This is a genomic window from Kitasatospora sp. NPDC091335 (genome assembly GCF_044757205.1).
Classification (GTDB): Bacteria; Actinomycetota; Actinomycetes; order Streptomycetales; family Streptomycetaceae; genus Kitasatospora.
Map to the genome: position 1 here is coordinate 224634 of NZ_JBIVUM010000004.1, position 18022 is coordinate 242655.

Below are 18022 nucleotides of genomic sequence, written 5' to 3' on the forward strand. Positions count from 1 at the left end.
CCACCCGGACGGGAATGACGGGGCAGGACCGTAGGCTCGATACGGGCGGGCCCGACGGGTCCGCCCCCGCCGTGCCCCAGTCCGACCCCAGGATCAGCAACGTGAGTGAGCGAAGCGAGCGAGCCGTCGACAGGCGCGCGAGCTCCCCCTACCGGCTCGTGCGCAGCCCGCTCGTCCAGCCCGGCCCACCCGTGCTGGACGCCTACCAGCGCGCCGTGGTCGAGCACGCCGGCGGGCCGCTGCTGGTGCTGGCCGGTCCCGGCACCGGCAAGACCACGACGCTGGTCGAGGCGGTCGCCCGGCGGATCGAGGACGGCACCGACCCCGAGAAGATCCTCGTCCTCACCTTCAGCCGCAAGGCCGCGACGGAACTGCGGGACCGGATGTCCGGCCGGCTCGGGACCGCCGCCGCCCCGCAGGCCACCACCTTCCACTCCTTCTGCTACGCCCTGCTGCGCGCCCACCAGGACCCGGAGGACTACGCCGAGCCGCTGCGGCTGCTCTCCGGCCCCGAGCAGGACGTCATGGTCCGCGAACTGCTGGCCGGCGGCGCCGAGGACGCCAGGCTCGGCAGCACCCGCATCCAGTGGCCGCTGGACCTGCGGGCCTGCCTGACCACCCGCGGCTTCGCCGACGAGGTCCGCGCTGTCCTCGCCCGCAGCCGCGAACTCGGCCTCGGCGAGGCCGAGCTGGAGCGCTTCGCCCGGGGCGTCCAGCGCCCCGACTGGGCCGCTGCCGCGCACTTCCTGGCCGACTACCTCGACGTGCTCGACCTGCGCGGCGTCCTCGACTACGCCGAACTCGTCCACCGCGCGGTGCTGCTCGCCGAACGCCCCGAGATCGGGGCGCAGCTGCGGCGGCGCTACGAGGTCGTCTTCGTCGACGAGTACCAGGACACCGACCCCTCCCAGGTTCGGCTGCTGCGCCAGCTGGCCGGCGGCGGACGCGACCTGGTCGCGGTCGGCGACCCCGACCAGTCGATCTACGCCTTCCGCGGCGCCGACATCAACGGCATCCTCGACTTCCCGCAGACCTTCCTGCGGGCCGACGGCAGCCCCGCCGAGGTCAGGGTGCTGCGGGTCTCCCGGCGCTCCGGCGCCGTGCTGCTCGCCGCCTCCAGGGAGATCGCCCGCCGGATGCCGATGGGCCGGCTGCCCGCCGACAAGCTCGCCCAGCACCGCGCCCTGCTGCCCTCCCGCGAGGGCGGCAGGGTCGAGGTCTACACCTACCCGACCCCCGGCGCCGAACTCGACTCGATCGCCGACCTGCTGCGCCGCGCCCACCTGGAGGACGGCGTGCCCTGGGGCGAGATGGCCGTGCTGGTCCGGGCCGGCGCCCGCTCCATCCCCGGCGTGCGGCGGGCGCTCGGCGCGGCCGGCGTCCCGCTGGAGATCGACGGCGACGACCTGCCGCTGCGCGAGGAGCCGGCCGTCGCCCAGCTGCTGCTCGCCCTGCGGGTCTGCGCCCAGCAGGCGTCGCAGCAGGCCGCCCGGGACAGGCGGGGCGACCGGGACGTCACTGGCCCGGACACCACCGACCCGGACGCATCTGACCCGGAAGCCGCCGACCGGGACGCCACCGACCCGGACGCCACTGACCCGCTCATCGCCGATCCGCTCACCACCGACCTGGCGCACGCCCTGCTCACCGGCCCGCTCGGCGGCCTGGACGGCTCCGACCTGCGCCGCCTCGGCCGCGCCCTGCGCGAGGAGGAACGCGCCGCGCTGCGCGCCGACGGCCGCCCCGCCACCGCCCCGCGCCCGGCCGGCGAGCTGATCCGCGAGGCCCTCGCCGAACCCGAGCGCCTCGTCGCCCTCGACCCCGCGTACGCCCGCCGCGCCCGCGACCTCGGCACCCTGCTGCGCAAGGTCCGCGAACTGCTGGCCGGCGGCTGCACCGCCGAGGAAGCGCTGTGGGAGCTGTGGGACGGCAGCCGCCGCTGGCGCGAGCGCCTGGAGCGGTCCGCCCTGCGCGGCGGCGCGGCCGGCCGCAACGCCGACCGCGACCTGGACGCCCTGTGCGCCCTGTTCGAGACGGCCGCCCGGGCCGAGGAACAGGTCACCGGCCACCGCAGCGCCCTCGACCTGCTCGCCGAACTCGAAGCCCAGGACATCGCCGCCGACACCCTCACCGTCCGGACCGTACGCCCCGAGGCGGTACGGCTGATGACCGCCCACCGCTCCAAGGGCCTGGAGTGGCGCCTGGTCGTGGTGGCCGGCGTCCAGGACGGCCTCTGGCCCGACCTGCGCCGCCGCGGCTCCCTGCTGGAGGCCGACCGGATCGGCCGCGACGGCCTCGCCGAACCGCTCTCCCCCGGCGCGCTGCTCGGCGAGGAACGCCGGCTCTTCTACGTCGCCGCGACCCGCGCCAAGGAGCGGCTGATCGTCACCGCCGTCAAGGCCCCCGCCGACGACGGCGACGAACCCTCCCGCTTCCTGCGCGAGCTCTACCGCGAGGACGTCGACCCCCGGACCGGAAGGGTGGTCCGCCGCACCCCGCCGGTCACCGTCGAGGACGTCACCCACCGCCCGCGCCGTCCGCTGTCGGTCGCCGCGCTGGTCGCCGAACTGCGCGCGGTCACCGTCGACCCGGCCCGCTCGCCGGAACTGCGCCGCGCAGCCGCCGAACGGCTCGCCACCCTCGCCGCCGCAGCCGACGAGGACGGGCTGCCGCTGGTGCCCGCCGCCCACCCCGAGCGCTGGTGGGGCCTGGACGACCCGACCTCCGCCCCCGAACCGCTGCGCAGCGCCGACGTGCCCGTACGGCTGTCCGGCAGCGGCCTGGAGCAGCTGGAGAGCTGCTCCCTCCAGTGGTTCCTGGACAAGGAGGTCAGGGCGCGCGGCGCGGGCTCGGCCGCCCAGGGCTTCGGCAACGTGGTGCACGCCCTCGCCGACGAGGTCGGCTCCGGCCGCACCCCCGCCGACCTCGCCGTGCTCATGGAGCGGCTGGACACCGTCTGGGACGCGCTGGCCTTCGACGCGCCCTGGAAGTCCCAGCAGGAGAAGACCGAGGCCCGCGCCGCCCTGGAGCGCTTCCTCAACTGGCACGTCCTGGAACGCGGCCGGGACCTGGTCGCCACCGAGCACGGCTTCGACGTCACCCTCGACGTCGGCGGCGTCTCGGTGCGCATCCGCGGCTCGATGGACCGGGTGGAGAAGGACGCCGCCGGGCGCGCCTACGTGGTCGACTTCAAGACCGGCAAGCAGATACCCACCGACAAGTCGCTGCCCGACCACAAGCAGCTCGCCGTCTACCAGCTCGCCGTCCGGGCCGGCGCGCTGAACGAACTGCCCGGCTTCACCGAGCACCCGCCGGACACCGGCGGCGCCGAACTCGTCCACCTGCGCGAGCCCGCCGCCAAGGCCGCCCAGGACGCACCCAGGATCCAGCGGCAGGAGCCGCCCGAGGGCGAGCCGTGGATCGAGAACCTGCTCGCCGAGGCGGCGGGGAAGGTCCTCGCCGAGCGCTTCGTCCCGCAGACCGGCGGCGGCTGCGACCGCTGCTCCTTCCGCCGCAGCTGCTCCGCCCAGCGCGACGGCGCCCAGCTGGTCGAGTGACGGTGCCCGAACGAAGCGCACGGGTGACGGTGCCCGAAGCGGCCGGGTGACGGTGCCCGAACCGGTCGGATGAGGATTGTCCGCCACTCCGGTTACGGTTGCGGAGTGACCGCCGTGCTCAGCCATCCCGACCAGCTCAAGGAGCTGCTGGGGATCCCGTTCAACCGGGAGCAGATGGCGGCCGTCGGCGCACCCCTGGAACCGGCCGTGATCGTGGCCGGCGCCGGCTCCGGCAAGACCACCGTGATGGCCGCCCGGGTGGTCTGGCTGGTCGGCTCCGGCGCGGTGCGGCCCGAGGAGGTGCTCGGCCTCACCTTCACCAACAAGGCCGCCGGGGAGCTCTCCGAGCGGGTGCGCGCCTCCCTCCTGAGGGCCGGGGCCGTCGACCGGGACGCCGCCGAGCCGCTCGGCGACCCGGAGATCTCCACCTACCACGCCTTCGCCGGCCGCCTGCTCAAGGAGCACGGCCTGCGGATCGGCATCGAACCGGACGTCCGGCTGCTCGCCGACGCCACCCGCTTCCAGCTCGCCGCCAAGGTGCTGCGCACCGCCCGCGGCCCGTTCCCCGCGCTCACCGGCACCTTCGCCAACCTGGTCGCCGACCTGACCGCGCTGGACGGCGAACTCGCCGAGCACCTGGTCGAGCCGCAGACCCTGCGCGAGTTCGACGAACGGCTGCTGGACACCCTCGCCACCGTCAGGCTGACCAACGACGACCTGCGGGCCGTCCCGGCCACCGCCAGGGCCCGGCTGGACCTGCTGCGCCTGGTCGAGGACTACCGGCGCCGCAAGCGCTCCGCCGGGCTGATGGACTTCGGCGACCAGATCGCCGCCGCCGCCCGCTTGGCCCAGCAGCGCCCGGAGGTCGGCGAACTGCTGCGCGGCCAGTTCAAGGTGGTGCTGCTCGACGAGTACCAGGACACCTCGGTCGCCCAGCGGCTGATGCTCGCCGGACTCTTCGGAGCCGGCCCCGACGGCACCGGCAGCGGCCACCCGGTGACCGCCGTCGGCGACCCCTGCCAGGCGATCTACGGCTGGCGCGGCGCCTCGGTGGCCAACCTCGACGAGTTCCCCCGGCACTTCCCGAAGGCCGACGGCCGCCCCGCCGACCGCTACGCGCTCAGCGAGAACCGCCGCAGCGGCGGCCGGCTGCTCGCCTTCGCCAACACGCTCGCCGCCCCGCTGCGCGAGATGCACGAGGGCGTCGAGGCGCTCCGCCCCGCCCCCGGAGCCGAGCAGGACGGCTTCGTCCGGGCGGCGCTGCTGCCCACCCACGCCGAGGAGATCGACTGGCTGGCCGACTCGATCGCCCACCTGGTGCGCACCGGCACCGCGCCGGGCCGGATCGCCGTGCTGTGCCGCGGCGGCGCCGCCTTCCCCGACATCCACGCCGCGCTGGTCGCCCGCGAGGTGCCGGTCGAGGTGGTGGGCCTCGGCGGGCTGCTGCAACTGCCCGAGGTGGCCGATCTGGTGGCGGTCTGCGAGGTGCTGCAGGACCCGACCGCCAACGCCGCGCTGGTGCGGCTCCTGATCGGCCCGCGCTGGCGGATCGGCCCGCGCGACCTCGCGCTGCTCGGCCGCAGGGCCGCCGAACTCGTGCGCACCGACCGGGACGAGGGCGTCGAGGCGCTGGCCGCCGCGGTCGCCGAGGCCGACCCGACCGAGGTGGTGTCGCTGGCCGACGCGGTGGAGACCTTCCTCGACGGCGACCAGCCGGACGAGCTGCCGTTCTCCGCCGAGGCGCGGGTGCGTTTCGCCCGGCTCGCCGCCGAGCTGCGCGAGCTGCGCCGCTCACTCGCCGACCCGCTGATGGACGTGCTGCACCGGGTGCTGTCCGTCACCGGTCTGGAGGTCGAACTCACGGCTTCCCCGCAGGCCCTGGCCGCCCGGCGGCGGGAGACCCTGCACGCCTTCCTGGACGTCGCCGCCTCCTTCTCCGACCTCGACGGCGACCCCGGCCTGGCCGCCTTCCTCGGCTTCCTGCGCGCCGCCCAGCAGTACGAGCGCGGCCTGGACAGCAGCCTGCCCGGCGGCGAGGACACCGTGAAGGTGCTCACCGCGCACAAGTCCAAGGGCCTGGAGTGGGACGTGGTGGCCGTCCCCGGCCTGGTACGGGGCGCGTTTCCCTCGTCGAGCCCGCGCGAACGCTGGACGAGCACCAAGCGCGTGCTCCCGCACGCCCTGCGCGGGGACGCGGACACCCTCCCGGACGTGCGCGGGGAGTGGAACGGGAAGTCGATGACGGCGTTCAGGAAGGCGCTGGCCGACCACTCCGGCGTCGAGGAACTGCGGCTGGGCTACGTGGCGTTCACCCGGCCCAGGTCGCTGCTGCTGGCCTCCGGGCACTGGTGGGGGCCGAGCCAGAAGACCGCCCGCGGTCCGTCCGCCTTCCTGGAGCAGCTGCGCGAGCACTGCGAGCGGCCCGGCGCGGGCGAGGTCGAGCACTGGGCCGAGCAGCCGGAGAAGGGGGCCGAGAACCCGGCGCTGGCGTCCCCCGTCGAGCGCCCCTGGCCGCTGCCGCTGGACCCGGCCGCCCAGCACGCCCGCCGCCGGGTCGCCGAGGTGGTGCGCCGCCGGCTCGCCGGAACTCCGGCGGGCCCTCCGGCCCAGGGCGGCGAGGCCGGGCCGACGGCTCCCGGATCGACGGCCCCCGAGCCCGAGCCGATGGCCCCCGAGGACCAGCGCCAGGTGGCCTCCTGGGACCGCGATCTGACCGCGCTGCTGGGCGAGTTGGAGCGATCCCGGCGCACCGGGCGCGAGGTGCCGCTGCCCGCCGCGCTGTCCGCCACCCAGCTACTGCGGCTGGCCGCCGACCCGGACGGCTTCGCCCACGACCTGGCCCGCCCGATGCCCCGCCCCCCGCAGCCCGCGGCCCGGCGCGGCACCCGCTTCCACGCCTGGGTGCAGTCCAGGATCGAGCCGCTGCTGCTGATCGAACCGGGCGCGCTGCCCGGCGCCGACGACGACGGCATCGAGGACGAGCAGGACCTGGAGCGGCTCAAGGAGGCGTTCCTGCGCACCCCGTACGCGCAGCGCAAGCCCCACCGGGTGGAGGTGCCGTTCCAGCTGGTGCTGGCGGGCCGGGTGGTGCGGGGCCGGATCGACGCCGTCTACCGGGAAGATGACGCGTTGTCGGAATCCGGTGGTGCGTCACGCTACGAAGTGGTGGACTGGAAGACCCACCGGGAGGAGACCGCCGACCCGTTGCAGCTCGCGGTCTACCGGCTGGCCTGGGCCGAGCACGCGGGCGTGGATCCCGAGCAGGTCGCGGCTTCGTTCCTGTACGTCCGCAGTGGCCGGATCGTCCGTCCCGCAGGACTTCCCGACCGAAAAGAGTTGGAACGGCTCCTGATCGGGAACAGTGACTATTGAGTCACGCAGAGCATCCAAGTCATCATGCCAGTGCCCGAAACCTGTGCGTCGTGCACGTTTCGCGCCTATTGTGGGGTCGGTAACCGGTCAACCCCCGAACTCCGGCCGCCAGCGAGGCCCGCATTCCCTACCCTCAGTCATCACCGCAGGTGCCCCCGGCATCGGCGTCTTCTGCTGGAGAAACCGAAGTTGAGCGCGACCGGATGGATCAGAGAGCGGTTCGCCGGGCCGACCCAGGGGCCCGCTCCGCGCGCGACCGGCACCTGGCCGAGGACGGCGCTGGCGCTGCCGTTCATCGGCATGGTGCTGATCGTCGCCCTCGACTACCTCAGCGGCACCGAGGTGACGGTCGAACCGGCCCTCACCGCCGTGCCCGCGCTGGCCGCCGTGGTCAGCCGCCGAACCTGGTACCCGCTCGCCATCGGCCTCGGCACCGAGGCCGCGGCCTTCCTGATGGCCATCCGCAGTGACACGCTCGGCGAGTCGGTGCACGCCGCCAGTGTCTTCGCGATCCTGCTCGTGGCCACGATCGGCTGGGTCAGCGCCACCCTGAGGCTGCGCCAGGAACGGGCGCTGGCCGACGCCCAGCTGGTCGCCTCGATCGCCCGCCGGGTGCTGCTGCGGCCCGTCCCCGAGCGGGTCGGCACCGTCCGGACCGCCGTCCACTACGAGGCCGCCGCCGCGCACGCCCGGATCGGCGGCGACCTCTACGAAGTGGTCAACACCCGCCACGGGGTGCGGGCCGTGGTCGGCGACGTGCGCGGCAAGGGCCTCGGCGCGGTGGAGACGGCCGCCGCCGTGCTCGGCGCCTTCCGCGAGGCCGCCCACCAGGAGCCCGCCCTCGACCGGGTGGCTGGCTGGCTGGCCGTCAGCCTCGACCGCGCCCTGCACGAGAACGACCACCCGGGCGTGGAGGAGGAGTTCGTCACCCTGGTGCTGATCGGCGTCGGCCCCGACGGCGCCGCGGAGATCGTCAACTGCGGCCACCCCGCCCCGCTGCTGCTGCGCGGCGAGGAGGTCCACCCGCTCGAACTCGCCGAGACCGTACCGCCGCTGGGCGTCCTCGACCCGGCCGACGTCCGCCCGCCGGTGCACCGGGTGCTGCTCCAGGGCGAGGACCGGGTACTGCTGTTCACCGACGGGGTGATCGAGGCCCGCGACCGCGCGGGCGTCTTCTACCCGCTCGCCGAGCGCTTCCCGCGCTGCGCCGCCGGCCGCCCGGCCGAGGTCCTGCAACGGCTGCACGAGGACGTGGTGCGCCACGTCGGACGCCAGCTCGGCGACGACGCGGCCATGCTGCTGCTCCAGTTCGACCCCCCGCCCGCCCTCGGGCCGGGGGACTCGCACGCGGTGGGGGTCCACCTCCCGCAGCAGGCCGGGGTCCTGACCCGCCGGTAGGCGGCTGCCGGGCACCTCCGCGGGGGCACCGCTACCGGGACACCGATGCCGGGACACCACTACAGGGACGCCGCTACAGGGACACCTCGACCAGCAGCGGGCGGTGGTCCGACACCGTCGCCCGCGGCGCCGCCGTCGGGCCGACCGCCGCGCGCGGCACGCCGATCGCCAGCACGTGGTCGAACTGCACCGCGGGCCGGTGCGAGGGATAGGTCGGCGTGCGCGCCAGGTCGTACCAGCCCTGGAGACGGGCGCGCGGCTCGCGCACCCGGCGCCGGCGCGGCTCGGCCAGGGCCGGACGGGCCCGCCGGGCCGCCCGCAGCTCACGCACCCGCACCCGCGGCGCGGTGCGCTCCAGCGCCGTCGCCCCGCCGAGCACCGTGCGCGGCACCGCGCCGACCAGGTTGAAGTCGCCCAGCACCAGGTACGGCTGCGGCAGGTCGGCGATCCAGCGCCGGATGCCCGCCAGCTGCGCCATGTTCCAGCCGGGGACGAAGGACAGGTGTGCCGCCACCACGGTGAACGGCCCCCGCTCGCCCTCCAGTACGGCCGCCAGCGCCGTCCGCGGCTCGTCCGGCACCGGGGTCAGCCCGCGCCGCCCGGCCACCCGCAGCGGCAGCCCGAACGGTGCCGGGGCGAACCTCCTGGCCCGCCAGTGCCGCACCGGAAGCCTCGTCAGCAGCGCCGTCCCGTACGACGGCGGGGCGCCGTCGCCCGTCTCGCCGGGCCCGTACACCCGCAGGCCGTTCGGCCCCGACGGCTCCCGCACCCAGCCCGCCACCGGCGCCGGGCTGCCGTGCAGGGCGGCGGCGAAGCGCCAGTCCTTCGCGCCCATCGCCGCGGCGGCGACCGCCGCCTGGTCGGTGCCGCCGGAGCGCGCCTGGTGCCGGTCCACCTCCTGGAGCGCCAGCACGTCGGCGTCCAGCGCGGCCACGGCCTCGGCCAGTGGCGCACCGGCGTCGGACGGGTAGGGCCGCGGGGCGCCGTCGGGGGCGAGGGGCTGGCCGTGCAACAGATTGAAGGTGGCGATGCGCAACTGGCTCACACCGCACGACGGTACCCGCTCGCCGGGGACGCCGGGCGCGGCTTGAGACGGTAGGGCATACCGGGTATACATACTCGGTATGTCCATCCGTCACGGTCTGCTCGCCCTGCTCGACCAGGGCCCGCGCTACGGCTACCAGCTGCGCACCGAGTTCGAGGCGCGCACCGGCGCCACCTGGCCGCTCAACGTCGGGCAGGTCTACACCACGCTCTCCCGGCTGGAACGCGACGGCCTGGTCGAGCCCGCGGGGGAGGACGGCGAGGGCCACCAGTTCTACGCCGCCACCGACGCCGGCCGCACCGAACTGCGGAGCTGGTTCGACACCCCGGTGCCCCGGACCAGCCCCCCGCGCGACGAACTGGCGATCAAACTCGCCATGGCCGTGACCGTCCCGGGGGTGGACGTCTCCGCCGTCGTCCAGGGCCAGCGCCGGCACAGCATCAAGGCACTCCAGGACTACACCCGGCTCAAGGGCCGCGCCCTCGCGGGGGAGAAGCGCCCCGGCGTGGTGCCCTCCGAGAGCAACGACCTGGCCTGGCTGCTCGTCCTGGACCAGCTGATCTTCCAGACCGAGGCGGAGATCCGCTGGCTCGACCACTGCGAGACCCGGCTCTCCCAGCAGGCCGAACTCCTGCGGAACCGCACCGCCGAGGCCGTCCGTGACGGCGCCGCGCCCGCCAAGCGCGGCCGCCGCCTGCGCGCCTGAGCCCCCGCACCACCCGAACCACCAGGCTCCGGTCCCGACACCGGGCCCACACCCAGCACAAGGGGGGAATTCGTGTCCCACACCGAAGAGGCCCGGCAGACGCCGGTGCTCCACCTGGAGAACGTCACCCGCGTCCACGGCCAGGGCGCCGCCGAGGTCCAGGCCCTGCGCGGCGTCGACCTCAGGGTCCACCCAGGAGAGTTCGTCGCCGTCATGGGCCCGTCCGGCTCCGGCAAGTCGACCCTGCTCACCCTGGCGGGCGGCCTGGACACCCCGAGCGGCGGCCGGGTCCTGGTCGAGGGCGTCGCCCTCGGCGAGCTCAACCGCAAGAAGCTCGCCCAGGTCCGCCGACGCTCCGTCGGCTACGTCTTCCAGGACTACAACCTGATCCCGGCACTCACCGCCGCCGAGAACATCTCGCTGCCGCGCGAACTCGACGGGCTGTCCACCCGCGCCGCCCGCCGCGAGGCCCTCGTCGCCCTGGAGGAGCTCGGCATCCCCGAACTCGCCGACCGCTTCCCCGACGACATGTCCGGCGGCCAGCAGCAGCGCGTCGCCATCGCCCGCGCCCTGATCGGCGACCGCCGCCTGGTCCTCGCCGACGAACCCACCGGCGCCCTCGACTCCACCACCGGCGAGGCCGTCCTCGCCGTCCTGCGCGCCCGCTGCGACTCCGGCGCCGCCGCCATGATGGTCACCCACGAGGCCAGGCACGCCGCCTGGGCCGACCGGGTCGTCTTCCTGCGCGACGGCCGCATGGTCGACGAGTCCACCAGCCAGGACGCGGCCAGCCTGCTCGTCAGCGCCGCCGGCAACAGCCTGAAGGTGGACGAGTGAAGCTCAGCGCCTGGCGGGTGGCCCTGCGCATCGCCCGCCGCGACGCCCTGCGCGCCAAGGGCCGCAGCGCCCTCGTCATCGCCATGGTCGCCCTGCCCGTCCTCGGCGTCACCGGCGCCGACGTGGTCTTCCGCAGCGCGGAACTCTCACCCGCCGAACACGCGGTACGGGTCATGGGGCAGGCCGCCGGCGAACTGGACCTGGTCGAACGCGGCTCCTCCGTCAAGCAGGCGCCCGACCCCGAGCAGGGCTTCAGCATGCAGAGCCCCAAGGACGACGCCAAGGAGGGCGAAACCCCCAGGCACACCGCCGCACAGCAGCGCGCCCTCGACACCGACCCCGCCGAACTGGCCCGCCAACTGCTCCCGCCCGGCGCCACCCTGGTGCCCGAACGCCAGGGCCCGTACACCGCGGCGACCAGCAGCCAGGGCCTGCTCAGCACCCGGGTCAGCGAAGCCGACCTGGCCGACCCGGTCTGGGCGGGCCGGATCGACCTGGTCAGCGGCCGCGCCCCCGCCGCCGACACCGAGGCCGCCGTCACCACGGACTTCCTGAAGCGCTCCGGCCTCAAGCTCGGCGACAGGACCACCGTCCGCGGCCTGGACGACGTCCCCTTCACCATCACCGGCACCTACGAGTACCCGGGCGAACTGCGCTCCACCGAACTCTTCGCCCGCCCCGGCACCCTGCTCGACCGGCTCGCCAAGGCCACCGGCAGCACCGACGCCCGCGCGTCCGGCACCGACGTGCCCACCCGCTGGCTGGTCAAGCTCCCGGCCGGCGCCGCGCTCGACTGGCACAAGGTCACCGAGGTCAACGAGTACGGCTTCCTGCTGACCTCCCGCGCCGTCCTCACCGACCCGCCGGCCCGCGACGACGTCCCGTACTACGCCGAGCTGCGGTCGCGCGGGGGCGACGAAACCAGCTACTTCGACCGGACCAACGTCGTCATCCTCGCGACCGTCGTCGGCATGGCTCTGCTGGAGATCGTCCTCCTCGCGGGCCCCGCCTTCGCCGTCGGCGCCCGCCGCTCCCGGCGCCAGCTCGGACTGCTCGCCGCCGCCGGCGGTGAGCGCGCCAACGTCCGCGCGGTCGTGCTCGGCGGCGGCATCGTGCTCGGCGTCACCGGCGCCCTCACCGGCCTGGGCCTCGGCATCGGCCTGGTCGCCGCGCTGCGCACCATGGCCGAGGACCACTCCGGCCGGCGCTTCGGCCACTTCGACCTGCAACCGCTCGACCTGCTGGGCATCCTCCTGGTCGGCCTCGTCACCGGCCTGCTGGCCGCCGTCGTGCCCGCCGTCCAGGCCTCCCGCCAGGACGTCGTGGCCGCGCTCACCGGCCGCGACACCCTCAAGCCGCCGAGCCGCAGGCTCGCCGCCCTCGGGCTGCTGATGCTCGGCGGCGGCGCGGCCCTCGCCCTGTACGGCGCCACCAACGGCATCGGCAACAGCAGCTTCGCCGTCCTCGGCGGCTCGGCCCTCGCCGAACTCGGCATGGTCGTCCTCGTGCCGTACCTGGTCGGACTCTTCGGCCGGCTCGGCCGCTGGCTCTCGCTCGGCCCCCGGCTCGCCCTGCGCGACTCGGTGCGCCACCGCGCCCGCACCGCACCCGCCGTGGCCGCCGTGATGGCCGCCGTCGCCGGCTCGGTCGCGGTCAGCGTCTACATGGCCAGCGTCGACGAGGAGTACCGGCGCGACTACGCCGCCGCCGGCCCGTCCGGGGCCGTCATGCTCGGCACCGGCTGGCTGGCCGACGCCGACCTCAAGCTGCTGCCGCAGATGCGCGAGGCCGTCGAACGCGGCATCCCCGACCTCGGCCCGCGCGCCGACGTCCAGCGCGTCGAGCCCAGGGCCGACTGCGGCGAGGGCAGCTGGTGCGGCTACATCGGCGTCGAACCGCCCAAGGAGGAGCGCTGCCCCGCCGCCCTCCCGGAGAACGAACTCACCAACGCCGAGCGCGAGCGGATCCTGGAAACCGACAAGCGCTGCCAGACCAACGACCGCCGCGGCACCCCGTACAGCCCGCTGGTCGCCGGCGACGCCACCCTGCTGCGCAACCTCTTCGGCGTCACCGACCAGGGGGCCGTCCAGGCCCTCGCCGCCGGCAAGGCCGTGGTCTTCGACGCGCGCTACATCAAGGACGGCAAGACCTTCCTCGAGTACACCGTCCCGAACCCCGCGAGCACCGGCAACGGTCCCTCCTCGGAGAAGCCCCTGCGCACCGAGACCACCGTGGACGCCGTACTGGTCCAGGCCACCGTACGGGCCCCGGGCCAGGCCCTGGTCAGCCCGGCCACCGCCGCCCGGCTCGGCTTCCGGGCCACCCCGGCCGGCTCGGTCTGGCTGCCCGCCTCGATGCCCTCCGACGGAGCCCAGCAGCGGGCCGACGGCGCGCTCGCCAAGCTCAGCGACCACGACGTGCTCAAGGTCGAGCGCGGCTACGAGTCCCAGGCCGACCTGGTCCGCCTCGGCCTGAACGCCTTCGCCGCCATCGTCGCCCTCGGCGCGGCCGGCATCGCCACCGGACTGGCGGCCGCCGACTCCCAGCGGGACCTGACCACCCTCGCGGCGGTCGGCGCCGAACCCCGCATCCGGCGCTCGCTGTCCGGCTTCCAGTGCGGCGTGATCGCCGCGATGGGCGCCCTGCTCGGCGTGGTCTGCGGCGTGGTGCCGGGCGTGGCGCTGCGCAAGGTCGAGGCCGCGGCGGGCAAGTACCCCGGGATGAGCGCCGAGGAGCTCGCCAACAAGGCGACCCTGGTCTTCCCGTGGCCCACCATCGCCGCCACCGTGCTGCTGCTGCCGCTGCTCGCGGCCGGGCTCGCGGCGCTGATGACCCGCTCGCGGATCACCCTGCTGCGCCGCTCGGGCTGAGGCCGCCGCCCGCTCCCGCCGTCTCCGTCACCCCCGTCGCGCGCTGCCGCCGCGACGGGGGTGACGGAGGTTACAGCCCCGGGAGCGCCCGGCAGCCGGACGGCCGGGGCGGGCACCCGCACGGGCGAACTACAGTCGTCGGTATGACGAGAACCCCGGACAGCGTCGTCCGCTCCTACATCGACCGGCACCAGGCGGCCTTCCTCGCCGACCTCTCCGAGTGGCTGGCCATCCCCTCGGTCTCCGCCGACCCGGACCGGGCCGGCGACGTGCGGCGCTCGGCGCAGTGGCTGGTCGCCAAGCTGCGCGAGACCGGTTTCCCGGTGGCCGAGGTGTGGGAGACGGACGGACTGCCGGCGGTGTTCGCCGAGTGGCCCTCCGGGGACCCGGCCGCGCCGACCGTCCTGGTCTACGGGCACCACGACGTGCAGCCGGCGGCCCGCGAGGACGGCTGGGCGACCGAGCCGTTCACCCCGACCGTGATCGACGGCCGGCTGTACGCGCGCGGCGCCGCCGACGACAAGGGCCAGGTGTTCTTCCACACCCTGGGCGTGCGCGCCCACCTGGCCGCCACCGGCCGCACCGCGCCGGCCGTCAACCTCAAGCTGCTGATCGAGGGCGAGGAGGAGTCCGGCTCGCCGAACTTCGCCGGCCTGGTCCGGCGCGAGGCCGGGCGGCTGGCCGCCGACGTGGTCGTCATCTCGGACACCGGCATGTGGTCCGCGACCACGCCGACCGTCTGCACCGGCATGCGCGGCCTGGCGGACGCCCAGGTCGACCTGTACGGGCCCGACACCGACATCCACTCCGGCTCCTTCGGCGGCGCCGTCCCCAACCCGGCCCAGGTCGCGGCCGAGCTGGCCGCCGCGCTGCACGACGCCGACCGCAGGGTCGCGATCCCGGGCTTCTACGACGGCGTCGTCGAGCTGACCGAGCGCGAGCGCGAGCTGTTCGCCGAGCTGCCCTTCGACGAGGAGCAGTGGCTGCGGGTCGCCAAGTCCCACGGCACCCGCGGCGAGGCGGGCTTCTCCACCCTGGAGCGGGTCTGGGCCCGTCCGACCGCCGAGGTCAACGGCATCTGGGGCGGCTACACCGGCCCCGGCGGCAAGACCATCGTCCCCGCCTCGGCGCACCTGAAGCTGTCCTTCCGGCTGGTCGCCGGGCAGGAGGTGGAGAAGGTCCAGGGCGCCGTGCGGGCCTGGGTGGCCGGGCAGGTGCCCGAGGGCATCCGCCACGAGCTGGTCTTCCCGGGGGCGACCCGCCCCTGCCTGACCCCGCTGGACCACCCGGCGCTCCGGTCCACCGTCCGCGCGATGGGCCGGGCCTTCGAGCAGAAGATCCTCTTCACCCGCGAGGGCGGCTCCGGTCCGGCCGCGGACCTCCAGGACGTGCTGGGCGCGCCGGTGCTGTTCCTCGGCATCTCGGTGCCCTCGGACGGCTGGCACTCGGTCGACGAGAAGGTCGAGCTGGACCTGCTGGCCAAGGGCGTGGAGACCGCCGCGTACCTCTGGGGCGACCTGGCGGAGAACTTCCGGCCGGGGGAATGACCCCCGCCGCACGCACCATGGCAGCCAGATCACTCATCCGGATGATTCACCACGTGGGGATGGAACAGACGTGAGCACCGTGCCTGAGACCGAGCGCCCGCTGCACCTGGCACTGGCCCGGTCCGGGGTGGACCGGGCGGCCGAGCACCGCCTGGACGAGCCCTGGCTGGCGGCCGCCTGGAGCCACCCGAGCACCCGGGTCCTGCCGATCGCCGGCGGCGAGGCGTTCGTGGTCGACACCGCCCAGGGCACCGAACTCGTGCTGATGCCCTCCTTCGAGGCGCCGCAGACCGGCGACCGGTACTTCCTCGGCACCGACGGGGACGGCGTCTCGTACTTCGCGCTGGCCGGCGAGAGCCTGCCCGGGCGGCTGGACGGCGACGCCCGCCCGGCCGGGCTGCGCGAGGTCGGCGGGCTGCTGTCCGACCGGGACGCCGGGCTGCTGGTGCACGCGGTGGCGCTGGAGCACTGGCACCGGCTGCACAGCTTCTGCTCGCGCTGCGGGCACCCGACCGAGAAGGCCGGCGCCGGCCACGTGCGGCGCTGCACCTCCTGTGCGGCGGAGCACTACCCGCGCACCGACCCGGCGGTGATCATGGTGATCACCGACGAGCGGGACCGCTGCCTGCTCGGCCGCCAGGCGCTGTGGCCTGAGGGCCGCTGGTCGACGCTGGCCGGCTTCGTCGAGCCGGGGGAGTCGATCGAGCAGGCGGTGGCCCGCGAGGTGCACGAGGAGGCGGGCGTGCAGGTCGGCGAGGTGCGCTACGTCGCCAGCCAGCCCTGGCCGTTCCCGTCCAGCCTGATGCTCGGCTTCACCGGCCGGGCGCTGCCCGGCGGCACCGAGATCACCGTGGACGGCGAGGAGCTGGCCGAGGCGCGCTGGTTCTCCCGGGAGGAGCTGCGGGCCGGGATGGAGGCGGGCGAGATCCTGCCGCCGTCCGGCATCTCGATCGCCCGGCACCTGGTCGAGCTCTGGTACGGGGAACCGCTGCCCTCGGCGGCGCGCTGGTAGTCCCCGCCGGTCTCGGTCGGTCCCCGTCGGTCCCCGCCGCTCTCGGTCGGTCCCCGTCGAGGGGGCCGGGACGAAAGGGGTCCGGACGAAAGAGATCCGGACGGGGGGCGCGTGGCAAATTCCATGCGCCCCCCTTTTCCTTTTCAATCCCTTCCCGCATTCGCCACGGGCCCGCTGTTCGTATCCGGACGGGCCAGTTCTGCTACCGGAGGGAGTCCCCGGGGGTTCGCGATCGACCCGCTCGGACGATATTGCCGGAAACGGCTGAAACCGCCTCGCCGCGCTCGCTACATTCACGAGGGTGACAATCCCCCGGGGCACCGCCCAATCCCCCAAATACCAGCGCCTCGCCGCCGACCTGCGCCGCCGGATCGCCGAGGGCGAGTTCACCTCCGACGCCGCCCTGCCGGTCGAGAGCGAACTGGAGCGCCAGTACGGCGTCGCCCGCAACACCGTCCGGCTCGCCGTCGACGTCCTGGTCAACGAGGGCCGACTGGTCCGCCTCCAGGGCAAGGGCACGTACCTGCGCGAACACCCCGTCCTGGACCACCGCGCCTACGGGCCCACCCTGCCCCCCGCGCCGCGCGACTGCCTCGCCGCGCCCTCCGCCGTCTACCTCGGCGAAGCCGCCGAAGCCGGGCGGGAACTCGGCACCGACTTCGAGATGATGATCGTCCGGGCCCGGGTGGACATCGCCGAACGGCTCGGACTGCGCCCCGGCGAGGCCATCGTGGTCCGCCGCCAGCTGCGGCTGCTCGACCGCGAGCCCTACTCGATCGAGGAGAGCCACTACCGGGCGGGCCTCGCCGCCGGCACCCCGCTGATGGAGCCCGACCCCGTCGAGGGCGGCGACGAGGCGGTGCTCGCCACCCTCGGGCGCACCGAGATCGGCGCGGTGGACCACCTGGTCGCGCGGATGCCGGGCCCCGAGGAGGCCCAGTGGTTCCAGGGCGGCCCCGGTGTGCCGCTGGTGGTGCAGACCCGCGTCACCTACGACCGGCGCGGCCCGGTGCGGGTCATCGAGACCCGCTACTCGGCCGACCGCAGCCGGCTCGTCTACGGCGTCGGCGACCTCGGCGCGCGCACCACGCTGCCCGCCCCCGCCGCGCCCGTCGACCCGGCCCGGGCCGACGCGCCGTGACACGCGCCGGCCCCGGGCGGCCCGGGGCCGGGTTCGGGCGCCCTTGAAGGCTGAAGGGGGGGCCAGGCCCGAAGAGGGCTCAGGCCCGGAGGGGGGCTCAGGCCGCCAGGGCCTTCTTGACCTGGAGCAGGCTCGGGTTGGTCATCACGACCCGCTCGCCGCCGGCGGCCGGCACCACCAGCACCGTCGGAACGGTCTGGTTGCCGCCGTTCACCGACTCGACGAAGGACGCCGACGCCGGGTCCTCCTCGATGTTGATCTCGGTGTAGCCGATGCCTTCACGGTCCAGCTGGCTCTTGAGTCGGTTGCAGTACCCACACCAGGTCGTGCTGTACATCGTCACGCTGCCGGACATCGAGGGGGCTCCTTCGGAAGAGAGGTGCGTACGGTCTCCGGAGGGAACGTCCACCGGACGGCGGGCATTCCGGCGCGCCGTCGACCGTCGTGCGGAGCGATCATCCTGCGATCACACCGTGCCTGTGGACAACTCCGCCCACGTTGTCCCACCGGGCTGAGAGGATGGAACGCATGCAGGAA

The 18022-nt window shown here is 74.9% G+C and carries 11 protein-coding genes; 9 read left to right on the forward strand and 2 right to left on the reverse strand.

The window, feature by feature from the left end:
- The first annotated feature begins 14 nt into the window (after positions 1 to 14).
- The 3 genes from ACIQOW_RS12490 to ACIQOW_RS12500 all read left to right on the forward strand — a co-directional run bounded on the left by ACIQOW_RS12490 (position 15) and on the right by ACIQOW_RS12500 (position 8327).
- Entirely contained in the window at positions 15 to 3557 is a 3543-nt protein-coding gene (locus tag ACIQOW_RS12490; protein ID WP_401083343.1) for an ATP-dependent helicase, read from the forward strand.
- A gap of 105 nt (positions 3558 to 3662) precedes the next feature.
- Positions 3663 to 6929, forward strand: a complete 3267-nt coding sequence (locus tag ACIQOW_RS12495) for a UvrD-helicase domain-containing protein (RefSeq protein WP_401083345.1) — start codon at positions 3663 to 3665, stop codon at positions 6927 to 6929.
- 189 nt (positions 6930 to 7118) lie between these two features.
- Complete coding sequence (locus tag ACIQOW_RS12500) at positions 7119 to 8327, forward strand: PP2C family protein-serine/threonine phosphatase (RefSeq protein WP_401083346.1); 1209 nt, start codon at positions 7119 to 7121, stop codon at positions 8325 to 8327.
- Between the two features lie 73 nt (positions 8328 to 8400).
- On the opposite strand, the gene ACIQOW_RS12505 is transcribed toward ACIQOW_RS12500, so the two are convergent.
- Positions 8401 to 9372: an endonuclease/exonuclease/phosphatase family protein gene (locus ACIQOW_RS12505; protein WP_401083347.1), complete on the reverse strand. Its 972-nt coding sequence runs from the start codon at positions 9370 to 9372 to the stop codon at positions 8401 to 8403.
- Positions 9373 to 9451: 79 nt separating this feature from the next.
- Here ACIQOW_RS12505 and ACIQOW_RS12510 point away from each other — a divergent pair, with 79 nt between their 5' ends.
- The 6 genes from ACIQOW_RS12510 to ACIQOW_RS12535 all read left to right on the forward strand — a co-directional run bounded on the left by ACIQOW_RS12510 (position 9452) and on the right by ACIQOW_RS12535 (position 17485).
- Positions 9452 to 10078, forward strand: coding sequence for a PadR family transcriptional regulator (locus ACIQOW_RS12510; RefSeq protein ID WP_401083348.1), 627 nt, complete (start codon positions 9452 to 9454; stop codon positions 10076 to 10078).
- Between the two features lie 72 nt (positions 10079 to 10150).
- Entirely contained in the window at positions 10151 to 10915 is a 765-nt protein-coding gene (locus ACIQOW_RS12515) for an ABC transporter ATP-binding protein (protein ID WP_401083349.1), read from the forward strand.
- On the forward strand, positions 10912 to 13785 hold the full coding sequence (locus ACIQOW_RS12520; protein ID WP_401083350.1) for an FtsX-like permease family protein: 2874 nt from the start codon (positions 10912 to 10914) through the stop codon (positions 13783 to 13785). Before ACIQOW_RS12515 ends, ACIQOW_RS12520 begins: the two co-directional genes overlap by 4 nt.
- 143 nt (positions 13786 to 13928) lie before the next feature.
- Positions 13929 to 15332, forward strand: coding sequence for a dipeptidase (locus ACIQOW_RS12525; protein ID WP_401083352.1), 1404 nt, complete (start codon positions 13929 to 13931; stop codon positions 15330 to 15332).
- Positions 15333 to 15402: 70 nt separating this feature from the next.
- Complete coding sequence (gene nudC, locus ACIQOW_RS12530) at positions 15403 to 16344, forward strand: NAD(+) diphosphatase (protein ID WP_401083354.1); 942 nt, start codon at positions 15403 to 15405, stop codon at positions 16342 to 16344.
- A 301-nt stretch (positions 16345 to 16645) separates the two neighbouring features.
- Positions 16646 to 17485, forward strand: a complete 840-nt coding sequence (locus tag ACIQOW_RS12535; protein ID WP_401083355.1) for a GntR family transcriptional regulator — start codon at positions 16646 to 16648, stop codon at positions 17483 to 17485.
- Positions 17486 to 17582: 97 nt separating this feature from the next.
- Here the strand turns inward: ACIQOW_RS12535 and ACIQOW_RS12540 are convergent, their stop codons facing one another.
- Positions 17583 to 17840, reverse strand: a complete 258-nt coding sequence (locus ACIQOW_RS12540; protein WP_401083357.1) for a mycoredoxin — start codon at positions 17838 to 17840, stop codon at positions 17583 to 17585.
- Positions 17841 to 18022 lie beyond the last annotated feature (182 nt).

Excerpts from the sequence above, each read along its gene's own strand:
- ACIQOW_RS12490 (WP_401083343.1), top strand. The coding sequence starts at position 15 with ATGACGGGGCAGGACCGTAGGCTCGATACGGGCGGGCCCGACGGGTCC.
- ACIQOW_RS12510 (WP_401083348.1), top strand. The coding sequence starts at position 9,452 with ATGTCCATCCGTCACGGTCTGCTCGCCCTGCTCGACCAGGGCCCGCGC.
- ACIQOW_RS12525 (WP_401083352.1), top strand. The coding sequence starts at position 13,929 with ATGACGAGAACCCCGGACAGCGTCGTCCGCTCCTACATCGACCGGCAC.
- ACIQOW_RS12540 (WP_401083357.1), bottom strand. The coding sequence starts at position 17,840 with ATGTCCGGCAGCGTGACGATGTACAGCACGACCTGGTGTGGGTACTGC.